9 protein-coding genes, 1 tRNA gene and 2 pseudogenes are annotated in these 14,641 nt (G+C 67.3%); 6 read left to right on the plus strand and 6 right to left on the minus strand.

Annotated features, from left to right (window positions below; genetic code table 11):
• Positions 1-7 precede the first annotated feature (7 nt).
• Positions 8-1,363 (minus strand): hypothetical protein, encoded by a 1,356-nt coding sequence (locus FOF48_RS11190; RefSeq protein ID WP_143900773.1) that lies wholly within the window; start codon positions 1,361-1,363, stop codon positions 8-10.
• 472 nt (positions 1,364-1,835) lie between these two features.
• Here FOF48_RS11190 and FOF48_RS37705 point away from each other — a divergent pair.
• Positions 1,836-2,162 (plus strand): annotated as a pseudogene (locus FOF48_RS37705) (putative quinol monooxygenase); the annotation flags it as partial.
• Positions 2,142-2,474 (plus strand): putative quinol monooxygenase, encoded by a 333-nt coding sequence (locus FOF48_RS37710; protein ID WP_143902094.1) that lies wholly within the window; start codon positions 2,142-2,144, stop codon positions 2,472-2,474. The pseudogene FOF48_RS37705 and the gene FOF48_RS37710, both read left to right, overlap by 21 nt.
• 82 nt (positions 2,475-2,556) lie before the next feature.
• Here the strand turns inward: FOF48_RS37710 and FOF48_RS11200 are convergent, their stop codons facing one another.
• Positions 2,557-3,240 carry a hypothetical protein gene (locus FOF48_RS11200; protein WP_143900775.1) on the minus strand — a complete coding sequence of 228 codons (684 nt, stop codon included), beginning with the start codon at positions 3,238-3,240 and terminating at the stop codon, positions 2,557-2,559.
• Positions 3,241-3,682: 442 nt separating this feature from the next.
• Between FOF48_RS11200 and FOF48_RS11205 the strand changes: the two genes are divergently transcribed.
• The gene (locus tag FOF48_RS11205; RefSeq protein WP_143900777.1) at positions 3,683-5,014 is read left to right on the plus strand and encodes a carotenoid oxygenase family protein; all 1,332 of its coding nucleotides are present in this window, start codon (positions 3,683-3,685) and stop codon (positions 5,012-5,014) included.
• A 77-nt stretch (positions 5,015-5,091) separates the two neighbouring features.
• Here FOF48_RS11205 and FOF48_RS11210 read toward each other — a convergent pair whose 3' ends face one another.
• On the minus strand, positions 5,092-5,721 hold the full coding sequence (locus FOF48_RS11210) for a LysE family translocator (protein ID WP_255442066.1): 630 nt from the start codon (positions 5,719-5,721) through the stop codon (positions 5,092-5,094).
• 233 nt (positions 5,722-5,954) lie between these two features.
• Between FOF48_RS11210 and FOF48_RS11215 the strand changes: the two genes are divergently transcribed.
• A tRNA-Arg gene (locus FOF48_RS11215) sits at positions 5,955-6,028 on the plus strand.
• Positions 6,029-6,559: 531 nt separating this feature from the next.
• Here FOF48_RS11215 and FOF48_RS11220 read toward each other — a convergent pair.
• A pseudogene (locus FOF48_RS11220) lies at positions 6,560-7,525 on the minus strand (aldo/keto reductase).
• Between the two features lie 251 nt (positions 7,526-7,776).
• Positions 7,777-8,556, minus strand: coding sequence for a glucose 1-dehydrogenase (locus FOF48_RS11225; RefSeq protein WP_235685504.1), 780 nt, complete (start codon positions 8,554-8,556; stop codon positions 7,777-7,779).
• Between the two features lie 291 nt (positions 8,557-8,847).
• Between FOF48_RS11225 and FOF48_RS11230 the strand changes: the two genes are divergently transcribed.
• A complete protein-coding gene (locus tag FOF48_RS11230) occupies positions 8,848-9,540 on the plus strand; it encodes a DUF1361 domain-containing protein (RefSeq protein WP_143900779.1) in 693 nt (230 codons plus the stop codon).
• A 637-nt stretch (positions 9,541-10,177) separates the two neighbouring features.
• On the plus strand, positions 10,178-13,525 hold the full coding sequence (locus tag FOF48_RS11235; protein ID WP_143900781.1) for an Ig-like domain-containing protein: 3,348 nt from the start codon (positions 10,178-10,180) through the stop codon (positions 13,523-13,525).
• Between the two features lie 79 nt (positions 13,526-13,604).
• Here the strand turns inward: FOF48_RS11235 and FOF48_RS11240 are convergent, their stop codons facing one another.
• Positions 13,605-14,318, minus strand: coding sequence for a DUF4476 domain-containing protein (locus FOF48_RS11240; RefSeq protein WP_143900783.1), 714 nt, complete (start codon positions 14,316-14,318; stop codon positions 13,605-13,607).
• Positions 14,319-14,641 lie beyond the last annotated feature (323 nt).

A 14,641-nucleotide genomic window follows, 5' to 3' on the forward strand; every position in this document is an offset into this window, starting at 1 on the left:
CCAGACGCTACTGGAAGCTCACCTTGCCATCACGCTGGTAGCAGACGTGCGGCGTTCCGTCCGTGGGGCGGATCGCGACGCTCGGGCGGGTGTTGTCATCCACCGACCCCAGCTGGGTGTACGTCCAGAAGCCCAGCGCGTCCGTCGTGCTGATTTGCAGCGCCGTCCCGTTGCGAGAGGCGACGACAGGCTTTCCGCCGCCAAACGCCAGGTCGGAGGCGGCGAAGCGGTAGTCGACCGGCGAGGAGTTCATCGTGCTGGACGTCAGGGGCGTGCCCAACGTGATGTCATCGATGGCGGACTTGTCGCCCTCGGGGATCGTGTTCGAGAGCGCGAGGACGTGCTGGCTCGGGCCCCAGACCAGTGAGAGCCAGGGGGCGAAGGAGCCGGTGTCCTCCATCCGGAAGGACTCGATGGCCGAGCCCCGGATGACGCGCAGGTAGTTGGTGGCGACGTTGTTGGTGACCTGGGTCGTGACGACGTGAAGCCCTCCGGTCGCGTCGAAGACAGGGTCGCTGTTGAGATAGGACGTGTTGAGCGGGAGCAGCGCGCTGGCCCAGGTATTGGCCGCCGTGCGCGTCGCGACCCGGATGGTCCCAGCCTGGCCGGTGGCGAAGATGATGGCGGGCTGGCCCTGATCGGGGTTGAGCGCGATGCCCATTCGAGTCGCCGCCGCGGCGTCCGGGTTCTCGCGAACCCACGCGCCATTCACGCGCGTGGCGTATCCGATGCGCAACGTGGCGTTCGCGATGGCGCCGGTCCCCTTGAGGTAGCCGACGTGGGGAGTGCCGGTCGCCGCGTCGATCGCGAGCACGGGCTTCGTGACGAAGACCCCGCCCGTGTTGAAGCTGGGGCCGTCAACCTGCTCCGTCTTCCAGGTCGTACCGTCCCAGCTGCCGTACCAGAGGGTGTTGTGCGTGTCGTTCGTGTAGACGATATGGCCCTTGCCCGCGTTGTCGAACGCGAGCTCACAGGTGCCCCCCGTGACGTCCGGGCTGGAATCAATCACCGTGTTGGGGGCGAGCGGAGCGGCGATGACGTTGAAGTGGAACGAGCCCTCCGCCGACTTCCCGGACTCCGTCTCCACGGAGACGGACAACGACGCGGTCCCCGCCGCGGGCAGCGTCCACGTCACCCGCTCCGCGTCAGGTTCGAGCGAGCCTGAGTCGGCGCTCCACCGCACCGCCTTGAAGACCTCACCCGAGGCGACGATGCGGAAGCGCTCCGCCGTGCTCTCGACGTAGGGGCCCGTTCTGGCCTCCCGTTCAATCAGGAGCACCAGGTCTCCCTTCCCCGGAGAGGGGATGACCTCGACGGGCTTGGGCTCGGGGGCGCAGGCCGCGAGCAGCGCAAGGCCGCTCATCACCAACATCCAGGAAACACTCTGCTTCTTCAGCATCACTCACGTTCCTCATCGAGGGGGCCAGCGAATCCGGCTCGCCAGACCCGGGGCATTCCCCCGGGCTTTCCGTCAACGAGCGGACTTCTCGAATCGATTTAAGAGCCGATTTTTGACGAAGTGATTCGAGCGTGGCCAAAGCCTCGTCAGGGCGTCACCCCGAGAGGCCTGGGGCACCGCCCCCCGGTCCGGAGAGGCCCTTGCGCATGGGTGATGACTATCGGTCCATTGGTGCCGGGGGCCTCACATTGGCCAGACGCGAGGTCTATATGTCCCCGTCGCGGTCGCGGTGGCATCCCCTGCGCCATCCGGCCTCTCCTGGAGCCGTTCAATGCATCTCTTCCTGAAGCCGTACCGCATGACCTTCCTCGCGCTGACCGCCTCCCTGGTGGGACTGGGCTGCGCATCCACTTCGAAGAGCACGACGGGTGCAGCCATGACGACGACGCAAGCGCGGAAGTCAGAGACTGTTCACGTGGGCCTGCTGGTCCGCTTGGAGGCGAAGCCGGGCAAGGAAGAGGAGGTGCGGAAGTTCCTGGAGGGAGGTCTTGCCCTGGTCCAGGCGGAGCCGGCGACGGCACAGTGGTTCGCGCTGCGCTTCGGTCCGACCTCCTTCGGCATCTTCGACACGTTCGCCGACGAGGCGGGCCGTCAGGCGCACCTGAGTGGCAAGGTGGCCGCGGCCCTGATGGCGCAAGCGCCAGAGCTGCTGGCGACACCGCCAACGATCCAGGCGGTGGACCTGCTCGCCGCCCAGACGCCGGACACGCCCGACGTCGCCGAGACAAAGGCCCTGGTCGTCACCCTGGAGGCGAAGCCGGGCAGAGCGGAGGAAGTGCAGAAGCTCCTGGAGCGTGCGCTGCCCATCATTCGCGACGAACTGGACACAGTGCACTGGTATGCCCTGAAGCTGTCGTCAACCACGTTCGGCATCTTCGACACCTTCGCCGACGAGGAGGGGCGTCAGTCGCATCTGAGTGGCAAGGTCGCGGCGGCCATGAAGGCGAAGGCGCCGGAGGTCCTCGCGAAGCCGCCGCTCATCGAGAAGGTCGACGTGCTCGCGGTGAAGCGCTGAGCGTCCCCCGCCCGTCATGACACCAGGCGCGGGGTGTGCCTTCCGGCGTGCGCCCCGCGCCGCAGCCCGTGCAGGCGGAAGCTCAGAGGAAGCGGACGAGGCCGATGGCCATCGTGACATCGACGGTAGGACGCGCGTTGAATCCAAGGCTTGCGTCATCCCAGCCGCCGCGCCCCACGAGCATGAAGTGAAATCCGCGAAAGCGGGCCTGGAGACCCAGGCTCGCGCGGACGGGCACCTGGAGCTGCCCATTGGCCGGAGACATCACAGTGCTGCCCTGCACGCCCACGAAGGTCTTGAGCGCATTCAGGCACATGCAACGCGGCGGATCGAATTCTCGCGAGACCGTGAGGCCAAGGGAGGGGCCCAGGCCGGCATACTCGCTGTCGCGTGTGGCGGTGCGGACATGGAGGCCCAACTGCGTTTCGACGCCGACCGGGTGGCGCGCGGACTGATACGCGACTTTCAGCCAGTACGCCGCGTCGACGCTGATGGCGGCGTTGCTGTAGCGCTGGCGTGTCTCGAGCGCGAGGCCGTCCGTCTCGCTTGTGCAGGGGAAAGGGATGACCAGGCCCATGCCCATCTGGCGGGAGCCAACGAGCACGTCCGACAGGAGTTCATCGTCGGAGAGGGAGCCGAGCGAGAGCAGCGGGAGCTCCGCGGCGGCGCGTCCGGGGGTCAGGACCGCGAGCCAGAGCGCGGTGAAGAGCAGGACCGCCCGTCGAGACACGAGGCTTGAAACACACGACTCCCGTCGCCGATTCATGACCTTGCTACCTCCTGGAGTGGATGGACACAAGGTACGGAATTCGCGGATGGACCTTCATCACCGCTGACTCATGATTGCATCACGAGTACGGCGACTCCTCGGTGCACGCATCGCCGCACGGCTCGCCAACGAAGCGGGCGCGCGCTTCGCGCAGACGCTCGAAGGGCATGTCGCGCTCGACGGGGTGCTTGCACGCGTTCGCGGCGCTCCGGTCTCCGCCGGGGCGGCGTGACCGGCGCACCCCAGGCTGCCTGTCCTATTTTACCCGGGCGATATTGACGCGACATTTATACCCGGATAGAAATGGCGTCATCCTGATTCCTTCCTCCAGGTGGACGCGAGGACAGCCTCCACGCTGCTTTCTTCCTACACGGCCTTTGGTCGGCGACTGGCGGTGCCCTTCCGCCGCCGACCGAAGACGGCTGACAGGGGTAACGTCATGACTGCATTCGATTTGAACCGCGGCGCGGTCGCGCCGGTCGCCGACGAGGTCGACCTCGTAGACCTGGCCGTCACCGGAGACATCCCGCGCGAACTCAACGGAGCGCTGCTGCGCAACGGTCCGAACCCACTGCGGGGCCGCTTCGAGGGCAACGACGTTCTGTCTTGGTGGCCGGAAGCGGCGATGCTGCACGCGATCTCGTTCGAGGATGGCCGCGCGGCCGGCTACCGGAACCGCTGGGCGCGCACGCGCCGCTGGGCTGACGTGTACGCGCCCGAGCGGGTGCCGCAGCTGCCCGACACCAATCCGAACGTGAACGTGTTGCTGCATGCGGGCGAATTGCTGGCGCTGGCGGAGGGTGGCGCGCCGTTCGCGATCACCGCCGAGCTGGATTCGCTCGGCGAGCCCCGCAGGCACGCCGGGCTCGGCGGCGGGCTGACCGCGCATCCCAAGGTCGATCCGCTGACGGGCGAGCTCATCGCGTTTCGCGCGGACTGGCGCGCGCCGTGGCTGCGCTACGGCGTCGCGGACGCGCAGGGCGTGCAGCGCGTCGACGTCGTTGTGGATGTACCGGCGCCGTCGATGATGCACGACATCGCGATCACCGCGACCCGCAGCCTGCTGCTCGACCTGAACGTCGGGTACGACTTCTCGATGCTGAAGCAGGGCCACCGGATGCCGCTGCGCTGGCACGATGACCGGAAGGCACGCATCGGCGTGATCCCGCGCCACGGCGGCGACGTGCGCTGGTTCGGAATCAGGCCTTGCTTCATCCAGCACGTCGTCAACGCGTATGACCGCGACGAAGCCTGCGTGGTGCTCGATGCGGTCCGCTACCCGTGGTACCTGCGGCTCGACGCGAGCACGGGGAGGTTCGTCGACAACCCCGTTGGAGTCCTGTGGCGCTACGAGATCGATACGGCGAGCGGCCGGGTCGACGAACGGCCGCTCACCGACGGCGGGATCGAGCTGCCGCGCATCAACGAGAACCGGACGGGGCGCCACTACCGTTACCTGTATGCGACGGAGCAGCCGACCAACGCCGAAATGCGCGGCGTGGTCCGCTTCGATCACGAGCGCGGCGCGACGACACACTACGCGGTGCAAGCTGGCGACCAGAACAGCGAGCCCGTGTTCGTGCCGCGCCCAGGAGGCATCGACGAGGACGACGGCTGGCTGCTGGTGATGGTCTATCGCTCGGCGACGGACTCCAGCGACCTGGTGATTCTGGATGCACGCGCGATCCACGCGGAGCCCGTCGCGACCGTTCACCTGCCGCGCCGGGTGCCAGCCGGGTTCCACGGCGCGTGGGTGCCGAGGGTGCGCTGAGCGGCGTGCGCGAACGCGGGACGCATGCCGGGGCCACGACGCGGAGAAGCGGACGCCTTCGGAGCTCCTGGGGCGCCTCAGCTCCGCTGCTGCAGGGCGATACGCACACCGAGCCCCACGAACACGGCTCCCGTGATCCGCTGCGCGAGGACGCCGCCGCCGATACGGGCGCGGCCCCACTGTCCGGCGCGGCTCGCGACGAAGGCCACGACCAGATTCACCAGCGTACCCGACACGTTGAAGAGCACGCTCAGCAGCAGCAATTGCCCGGGGGCGCTACCGCTACCGGGCACAACGAACTGAGGCAGGAACGCGAGGAAAAAGAGGGCGACCTTCGGGTTGAGGACGTTGGTGACCACGCCCTGGTGAAAGATTTCCCAGAGGCTGGCGGGCTCGACACGTGGCCCCTGTGCCACACCGGATGGCCTCAGCAGCGTGCGCAGACCGAGGAAGACCAGGTAGCCCGCCCCACCCAAGCGCACGGCGTCGTAGGCGAAGGGTACGGCGAGCAACAGGCTGGAGAGCCCGAGGACGACCGCGAGCGAGTGAAAGACGGTGCCGCCCGCGATGCCGAGTGCGCTCGCGACGCCCGCACGCCTCCCCTCCGAGGCGCTTCGTGTGATGACATAGAGCATGTCGGGCCCCGGCGTGACATTCAGCGCGAGCGAAGCCCCGAGAAAGAGCAACAGGTTGGCGGCGGTTGGCATGGGACGTCCCCCATGAGGAGGGTGCCAGCGGTCTATCGCGTCTCACGGGAGGGGACTACGACCCGGCGGCCTTCTGCGAATCCCGCATACCCCGCCCGACACGGCGGCCCTGATGCCGAAGGACTACGGGGTGACGTGGACCGGCCCGTTGAGCCCGAGACTCCCACGCCGATGCCCCCCTCACGGTCATTGCGAGGTGATTCCGCCCTGGTATAAGGGGTTTGCACCACCTCGATCCCGTAGCTCAGTTGGATAGAGCGGCGGTTTCCTAAACCGCAGGCCACAGGTTCGATTCCTGTCGGGGTCACTGCTCAAGTCCCCGGCCCGACTCAGGAAATTGTCGGGCCGGGGGCAACGGGCCCCAGAAGGCAGCAAGTGCGCGCTGGCGCGACGTGGACAGGCCTATCCCACCTCCGCGTACTGCCGAGAGCGAGGCGGCGGCGCTGGTCGTCGTGGCTCACTGGCTGCAGCTGCATTCTCCGTAGACGCACTTGTCGCGGCTCAGCGCCCCCTTCGTGATGAGACAGCTCATCTCGCATTTGAGGCTGCCGCAGGCCTGCTCGTAGGGCTCTCCCAGCCCATCAAGAAAGAGAGCCCCGCCACAGAGAGCGGCGACACCCGTCAGCCAGGCAATGACGCGTCCCACCCTCTTCGTCCGAACGATTTGGGCCATGCACTCCTCGTAGGCTGAGCTGCGCTCGCTCCCATACAACCATCACGCGCACCGAGAGCACAGCACCAAAGCCGGTCTCAGAAGATCAGCGTGCCGTCGGCCTGAACAAGAACGACCCCACTCCGCCTGCGTCAACCGCCCCCTGCGCCCGGACGTGGGGTCGGCTCACTGCCCCACCTGTCGCTGCTGCTCGACGGGATATCGAGCGCCTACGATTTCAACCTTCGAGACCGCCGCCTCCAGGTCGCGGAGCTCATCGGGCGTCAGCTTCATCTCGGCGGCCCGCAAGTTCTCTTCGAGGCGCGCCAGTTTGGTCGTGCCCGGAATGGGAACGATCCACGGCTTCCGCGCGAGCAGCCACGCCAGCGCGACCTGTGCCGACGTCGCCCCCCTGCTCCTGCCGAAGCGACTGAGCGTCTCCACGATGGCCGTATTCGCCCGCATTGCCTCTGGCGTGAACCGAGGCAGGGTGTTGCGGTTGTCGTTGCCGGAGTCAAAGCGCGTGTACTCATTCAGTGCGCCGCCCAGGAAGCCCCGGTTCAGCGGGCTGTAGGGAACGAAGCCGATCCCCAGTTCCTCGAGCACGGGCAGAACGCCGTTCTCCGGCTCCCTCCACATCAGGGAGTACTCACTCTGGACCGCGGTCACCGGCTGAACCGCATGGGCCCGACGGATGGTCTGCGCGCCAACTTCGCAGAGTCCAAACCGCTTCACCTTGCCCTCTTGAATCAGGTCCTTCACCACACCGGCGACGTCTTCGATCGGCACCTCAGGGTCGACGCGATGTTGGTAGTAGAGGTCAATCGCTTCGACGCGGAGGCGCTTGAGCGAGGCCTCCGCGGCCTTTCGAATGCCGTCGGGCCGGCTGTTCATCTGTCCTTCGAGATGCTTGCCGTCGACGATGCGGTGGCCGAACTTCGTCGTGACCCAGACGCGACCTCGGTACGGCGCAAGCGCCTCTCCCGCGAGCTATTCGTTGATGAACGGGCCGTACACCTCAGCGGTGTCGAAGAGCGTGACGCCACGCTCCACGGCCTGACGAATCAGGGCGATCATGGCGCTCCGCTCGGGGGCAACGCCACGATGATGGTTCAGCCCCATGCATCCAAAGCCAAGCGCGGACACCTCCATGCGGAAACGCCCCGAGCCCAGTCCGCGGCGTTCGCTGATGACCGCCAGGCTCAAGGCCGACGACTGGGGCGATGGAAAACGCCCCGACGAGACCTGCTCGCTCCGGGAGGCGGAGAGGGACGGCGCCGCGCATGCAGCGGTTCCGAGAATCGCTCCCGTGAGCAAGGCACGGCGCTCCAGCCGCCGTGAGTCGTCACGCTGATCGCTGTCCATGTAGATGCCTCCGTGTTGTTGACGATGGGGTCTGAAGCTCAGTGCGCCGTGAATCCGCCGTCGACGGCGAGCGCATGACCGATGACAAAGCTCGCTCCCGGGCCGCAGAGCCAGAGCACCGCCGAGGCGATCTCCTCGGGGCGCCCGAGCCGGCCAATAGGCTGGTCACGAAGGATCTCCTTCATCGCGGCCGGCTCTTTCTCCAGCATCCCCGCGACCATGGGCGTCTCGATGACGCCCGGACAGACGGCGTTGATCCGGATGCCCTTCGACGCGACCTCGAGCGCCGCGCTCTTGGTCATGCCAATCACGCCGAACTTCGACGCGTGGTAGGTCGCACGCCCCGGGATGCCGATGAGCCCACCGATGGACGAGCAGTTGACAATGGCGCCGCTCCCCTGTGCTTGCATCCGCACCAGCTCGTGCTTCATGCAGTTCCAGACGCCGCGCAGGTTGGTGGCCTGGATTCGTTCGAACTGGGCGCCCTCCTCGTCGACGACATCGGTCGCCGGACCCTGAATGCCTGCGTTGTTGAAGGCCGCATCGAGTCGCCCGAAGGACGACACCGTGCGCTCGACGAGCGCCTTGACCTGCGCCTCATCGGACACGTCACATCGCACGAAGAGGGTCTTGTCGCGCCACGTGCTGAACTGTTCAGTCACGACCCGGGCCGCGTCTTCACGGATGTCCGCGAGCACGACGGCCGCGCCCGCCTCGGCGAAGGCTCGTGCGGTCGCCAGGCCGATCCCCGAGCCCGCCCCCGTTACCAACGCCACCTTCCCTTCGAACCACGAACGCATTGACGCATCGCTATTCATTTGGACTCCTTCACGAGGCTCACGAACAAACGAATAGGCGCGACGGCGGAGGCACACTAGGTGCGCTCGGACTGAAGGCCCCTTAAGCCCCGCTGGACAATCCTCGACGGGGCTCGCGGTGCATCTCGAACCCGCTCGCGAGGGTCGCGTCGCCAGCAGGTTGGCCCGCGGATTGCTCCAGGTCGGCCTCTCGGATGGCTCCGGCGACGGACCTCCGGGTCAACGCCCTGCCTGGGGCCGCCCACCGTGGCCATTCCGCCACGGCGCGCGGCTCGCTCGCCACACGCCACCATGCCTCGACCCCACCCCACCCTCCTCTCCGTCCTGCACCGCCACGGGCTGCTGCCCGCGACCCTGTGCAGCGTCCTCGCCGTGGGCCTGCTGGCCTTTCGACTCGAATGGAGCGAGCGCGCCAGCTTCGCCTTCCTGACGTGGAACCTGTTCCTGGCGTGGGCGCCCTACTCCCTGGCCTTGCTCGCACGGGTGCTCATGGTGCGGGGCCTCGGGCGGACCTGGCTCCTGGCACCGCTGGCCCTCGCCTGGCTCGCGCTCTTTCCCAACGCGCCCTACCTCGTCACCGACTTCATCCACCTGCACCCACGCCCCGTGGTGCCGCTCTGGTTCGACGCGGCCCTCCTGGCGCTGTTCGCCGCCACCGGGTGGTTGCTCGGCCTGCTGTCGCTGGAGATCTGGAAGCAGTGGCTGGAGGCGCGGTGGGGCCGGACGGCGGCGTGGGGCTTCGTTGGCGTCACCTCGCTCCTGTGTGGCTACGGCATCTACCTGGGCCGGGTGGAGCGCTGGAACAGTTGGGACGTGCTGACGGATCCGGGACGCCTCTTGGCCACCATCGCCTCCCACGCGAGCGCCCCCCTGTCCCATCCCTATCTTCCGAGCATCACCGTCTTCTTCGCCCTGCTGATCCCCCTGTCCTACGCAGGCTACGAGGCGCTCACCTCCCGCCTGTTCTCTTCATCCACTCGCTGAAGCGGCGTGTCATCCGCCGGAGGAACTCCTGGGCCGGCGTCCATGGCACCTGTTCGTCGCGCCCCTCCAAAAAAACAATCACATCCAAATGGTCTCATGATTTCATCACGGGCCGCTTTTCAGGCACTCCCCGCGAACAGCCCTGGTAAAGCCAGCGCACTCAACGTCTGGCATTCACCGACCCCGGCGCCAGAGGGCTCCGGGGTCCCTCGCGGGATGTCCTCTGATCATGCCTCGCCCCTCCGCCGCCTTGTCGCGGTCACTCCTCGGAGTGCTCGTCGCCGTGACACTGCTCTCCTGTCTGTCCTCTTCCACGCCAGAGAAGGATCCGCCAGAGGTGGCGCCATCATCGCCTCTCACGACCCAGGCTCCCTTTGATGTCTCCGCGGTCATGCGACAGGTCCACTTCGCCTTCCGGCCCGACGGACAGGCGTGGAGCGGGGGCCACTCCACCTACGCTGTGACGGCAGGACCCGAGGGGCTGACACTGTCGCCCTTCATGTCCCCTGGCGCGGTGCCCCCCGCGCAGCGCGCCCCTGCGCAGAGAGCGAACACGAAGGGTGCGCCGCTCAGGCTGGGCGCCATGCGCTGGCATCGTGGAGTCCAGGGCGCCGCGCAGAGGGCGGAGCCGGGACGATTGGAGCGAACCGGAGACCTCACCCTGGTTCGGGACGGCGTCGTCGAGCACCTGCGCAACACGGAGGACGGCCTTCAGCAGGAATGGGTCTTCTCCTCGGCGCCCACGGGCGCGGGGGAGCTGGTGCTGACGCTGCCCGCGAAGGGGTTGACCTATGTCGGAGCCACGGAGAAGGGCCTCCACTTCAAGGATGAGCAAACAGGGCTGGGGGTTCGCTACGGCCATGCGGCCTGGGTAGAGGCTTCCGGCCGAAGCACGCCGCTCCAGGCGTGGTACGTCGCGGGAACCCTCCAGCTCCGCGTACCCACGGAAGTGGTGTCCTCGTCCGTGTTCCCCGCCACCGTGGCGCCCGTCATCTCTCCGGAGTTCGGCATGGATCAGCCCGTGCCAGGGCCGCAGACCTCACTCCATGAAAAGCCGGCCGTGGCGTCGAATGGCGCTGACTCCCTCGTCGTTTGGGAGGACTACCGAGAGGGCATCATGCAGGTCTACGGGACCCGCGTGTCGAACTCCGGGGCGGTGCTGGACTCCTGGGGCCTCGACATCTCTCGCGGCACCAGTTCCGTCTCCGATGTCTCCGTGGCCTCCAACGGTACGGACTACCTGGTCGCCTGGATTGACCGCACCGGGACCACCACTCGCGCCATGGCCGCGCGGGTGACCGGAGGAGGAGGGCTGCCAGACACCGCGCCGTTCATCCTCACCCAGCAGCACTCGTACTCCCCAGCCGTGGCGTCCAATGGGACGGCCTACTTCGTCACGTGGATTGGCACCAACGGGGTGTTCGGTTCACGGGTGACAAGCGCGGGTGGCGTCGAGGATCCGATGGGGATCGCCATCTCCACGTCGGCGGGCGCGAAGAGCCGGCCCGCCGCGGCCTCCAACGGCACGGACTATTTCGTGGTCTGGGAGGATGAGCGCAACGACGGAGTGGGCGACATCTTCGGGGCACGGATCTCCGGCCTGGGCGCCGTGCTGGACGCGCAAGGAGTCGCGCTGGCCACGGGGACGCATTCACAGCGGACGCCCTCGGTGGCCTCCAATGGCAGTGACTACCTCGTTGCCTGGAAGGACACGGTCAATGACGAGTCGGACATCTTCGGGACGCGGGTGACAAGCACGGGTGCGGTGCTGGACGGCCCCGGGTTCGCGATCTCCACCGCCGAAAAGATGCAGGCCAATCCATCCGTTGCTTCAAACGGGGAGGACTATTTCGTTGTCTGGACGGACAATCGCTCGGGCTACAACGGCCTCCGTGGGACACGCGTCACGAATGCGGGGACCGTGGTCGATGTGGCCGGACAGGCCCTCTCCCCGAGCGGCGACTCTCCGGCGGTGGCCTTCAACGGGACGGACTACTTCATCGCCTGGGAGAGCGGTTGGGACGCCTTCGGGATGAGGGTGACGCAAGCAGGCGCCATCCTCGATTCAACGGGGATCATCCTCGCCATGGCGGCCAGCACACAGACCGCACCCGTGGTGGCATCGAATGGCACGGACTTCCTTGTCGTCTGGTACGACCGGCGCAATCTCGGGGAGAGCATCGTCGGCGTGCGGGTCGACCCCCGGGGCGAGGTCCTGGATCCGTCGGGACTCGAGATCGCCTTGGGAATGGCCGAAGGGATGGCCTACTACCACCCCACGGTGGCGTCCAATGGGACCGACTACCTGGTTGGATGGGTGGGCTTTGACTATCCACAGGGTCGGATTCTCGGTACACGGATTACCCGCACAGGCGAGGTGGTGAATCCACGGGGCCGTCCCCTCTCCCCCGCGCCCCTTGAGGACGCCACCTCCCCCAAGCTGGCCTCCAATGGCACGGACTACCTCCTCGTCTTCGAGGCGTCCGAGGAGCAGTGGACCCCCCGATTCCTCGCGGGAGTGCGGGTCTCTGGAGCAGGCGAAGCCCTGGATGCCTCGGCATTCCTCATCACCCCCTCCCTCGGTGAATACGACACCCATGCCGTGGCGTCCAACGGCAAGGACTATCTCGTCGCCTGGTCGGCGACCGGCAGCAGTGATTGGGACATCCATGCCTCGCGGGTGACGAGCACGGGAGCGGTGCTGGACCCTGAGGGACTGGTCATCTCCGCGGAGCGATACAACCAGCGATTCCCTTCGGTGGCTTCGAATGGAACGGACTACCTGGTCGCATGGGCAGGCTTCAGCGGGAGGAACATTCCCCATATCTATGGAGCCCGGGTGACGAGCGCAGGGGCACGGCTCGACCCAGCGGGGTTCGTCATCGCCACGGAGCGCTACCAGCGCTACCCCTCGGTGGCCTCGATGGGGACGGAATACCTGGTCACATGGCAGGACAGCGTGGTGAGCAGCCCTGACTCCAATGTCTACGGGGCGCGGGTCACGAGCGCGGGCATCGTTCGTGAGCCTCAGGGGTTTGTCATCGCGGGGAGCACTGACAACGAAGAGACGCCCGCGGTGGTGTTTCTGGGATCCGGCAGGACGGCCCTCGTCGCCTACTCGCACGACGACAGGACCGCGCCCTACTGGGGCTACCGGATCCGAGGACGGCTCGTGACATTCAATGACAACCGTCCGCCCGCGGCCGTGGGACAGTCCGTGTCCACGCCAGTGGATACCCCCCTGGCCCTGACGCTCCAGGGCACGGATCCGGATGGACAGAGCGTGACCTATCAACTCTTGACGCCGCCCCAGCACGGCACGCTGACTGGCTTTGGAGTCAACCCGACCTATCAGCCCGCGGCCCGCTACTCCGGCCCGGACAGCTTCTCCTTCCGTGTGTCGGATGGAGAGTTCTTCTCCGCCGTCGCCACCGTCTCCATCCAGGTGACGAACATCCAGCATCCGCCGTCCGCGCCCGTGCTCATCTCGCCGGAGGCGGACGCCCACCTGACAGGAGGGCTCGTCACGTTCCGGTGGGGCGCTTCCACGAATGTCGATGGTGATGCCCTCGCCTACGACCTGGAGATCCTCCAGGAGGGCACCCGCCTTCGCCTGTACAGGACGACGGAGACGACCAGGACCCTGGCCGTGAACGAGGCGCTCGCCGTGGGGAGCTACTCCTGGCGCGTGAGCGCCGTGGGTCCCCAAGGTGCCTCCAGCACCCCATCCCCCGAGCGAGGCTTCTCCGTCGTCGACGAGGCCCCTCAGGATGGCGGCAGCGGCACGGATGGCGGTGAGCCCGACGGTGGGTCCGACGCAGGGTCCGTGGACGCGGGCGTTCCGGATGCCGGCGCTCCCGTGGATGAGACGCCCGAGCCAGCGTCGGGCTGCGGTTGCAACCCCGTCGCCGGTTCGACGCCCACGGCGCCCCTCTTCCTGGCGGCGCTCGGGGCGTGGGTGCGGTGGTCCCGCCGCCGCCGCTGAAGCAGTAAACGCGCCGCCCCCTGCCTCGTTCACACGAGCAGGGGGCGGGAAGGTTCGGAGGGCGCTGGAGCGCTCCCGTCTACTGCTCCGTGATGAGGTCGGTGTACTCGCTGCCGCTGATGGAGTTCCTCCACTTGGACGAGAAGCCCAGCGCGTGCTGCGGATCCACCACGTGGGGCGCGGCCATCTTCGCCACGTCCAGGCGGGTGATTTCATTGTGGAACAGATCCAACACCAGGCCGAACTGCGCCGCGGTCAGGTAGACCCGCCGGAGCATCTTGCCCGCCTTCTCCTCCCGGACGATCTCGTTGTTCTCGCTCTTGAGCGACTGGTAGAAGCCGCGCCAGGTGCTGGCGTCCATCGGGAACTGTCCGTCCCGCCGCATGTTGCAGCCTTCGTCCGAAGGCGTGCCACAGTCGCGGTACGAAGGCTCGGCGTGGACCTCGCGCCCCCCCATCCGCTCCCCGTGGTCACGTCCCGAGTGCGTCGTCGTCCGCGTCTCCGTCGTCGTCCGCGTCTCCGTCATCGTCCCGCCCGTCACCTTCACGTCCATCCGGGTGCCGCCGCCGCGCACCTTCACGGTGGCCCCCTCCTCGCCGTCCATGCCCGACGCCCTGACCTTCACGGAGGCCCCCTCCTCGCCGTCCATGCCCGTCGCCCGGATGTTGATGCGCGCCGAAGGCATGTCCTGATCATCGACGTCCACCTGCATGTTCACCTCCGCCCCCTGGGCGAAGGAGAGGGACGAGAACAGCAGGGATGAGGCAAGCGCTGCGCGAACCATCGGGTGCATCGAAGCTCCTGGAGTCAAAGCGGATGAGGGGACGCCTGAAGGGCGTCACTGCCGCCGTCGCCCTCTCCACGGCCCCACGGTACATTTATTCAACGGAAGTGGACGGTTTAGATGCGACAAGCCCGCGAGGGGGGGCACGGACCGGGGGGACCGATGCCCGCGGCGGCCAGGGTCCTCCCCCAGCCTGCGTCGTTTCGCTCCAGGCGGGCATCGCGGGGCCCCACGTCCAATCCCTTGCGTCCCCCGGTGCCCCAGGAATAACAAACGTTTGTTTTCACCAGAGCCATGGCGAGCATCCATGTCCTCAGTGTCTCTCCCCCGGC

The sequence above is a fragment of the Corallococcus sp. Z5C101001 genome, assembly GCF_007352635.1.
In the GTDB taxonomy this organism is placed as follows: Bacteria; Myxococcota; Myxococcia; order Myxococcales; family Myxococcaceae; genus Corallococcus; species Corallococcus silvisoli.

What these genes read in the sequence shown, in the direction of transcription:
- FOF48_RS11230 (WP_143900779.1), top strand. Translation starts at nt 8,848, where the DNA reads ATGCCTCGACCCCACCCCACCCTCCTCTCCGTCCTGCACCGCCACGGG.
- FOF48_RS11225 (WP_235685504.1), bottom strand. Translation starts at nt 8,556, where the DNA reads ATGAATAGCGATGCGTCAATGCGTTCGTGGTTCGAAGGGAAGGTGGCG.
- FOF48_RS11240 (WP_143900783.1), bottom strand. Translation starts at nt 14,318, where the DNA reads ATGCACCCGATGGTTCGCGCAGCGCTTGCCTCATCCCTGCTGTTCTCG.
- FOF48_RS11200 (WP_143900775.1), bottom strand. Translation starts at nt 3,240, where the DNA reads ATGAATCGGCGACGGGAGTCGTGTGTTTCAAGCCTCGTGTCTCGACGG.
- FOF48_RS11205 (WP_143900777.1), top strand. Translation starts at nt 3,683, where the DNA reads ATGACTGCATTCGATTTGAACCGCGGCGCGGTCGCGCCGGTCGCCGAC.
- FOF48_RS11210 (WP_255442066.1), bottom strand. Translation starts at nt 5,721, where the DNA reads ATGCCAACCGCCGCCAACCTGTTGCTCTTTCTCGGGGCTTCGCTCGCG.
- FOF48_RS11190 (WP_143900773.1), bottom strand. Translation starts at nt 1,363, where the DNA reads ATGAGCGGCCTTGCGCTGCTCGCGGCCTGCGCCCCCGAGCCCAAGCCC.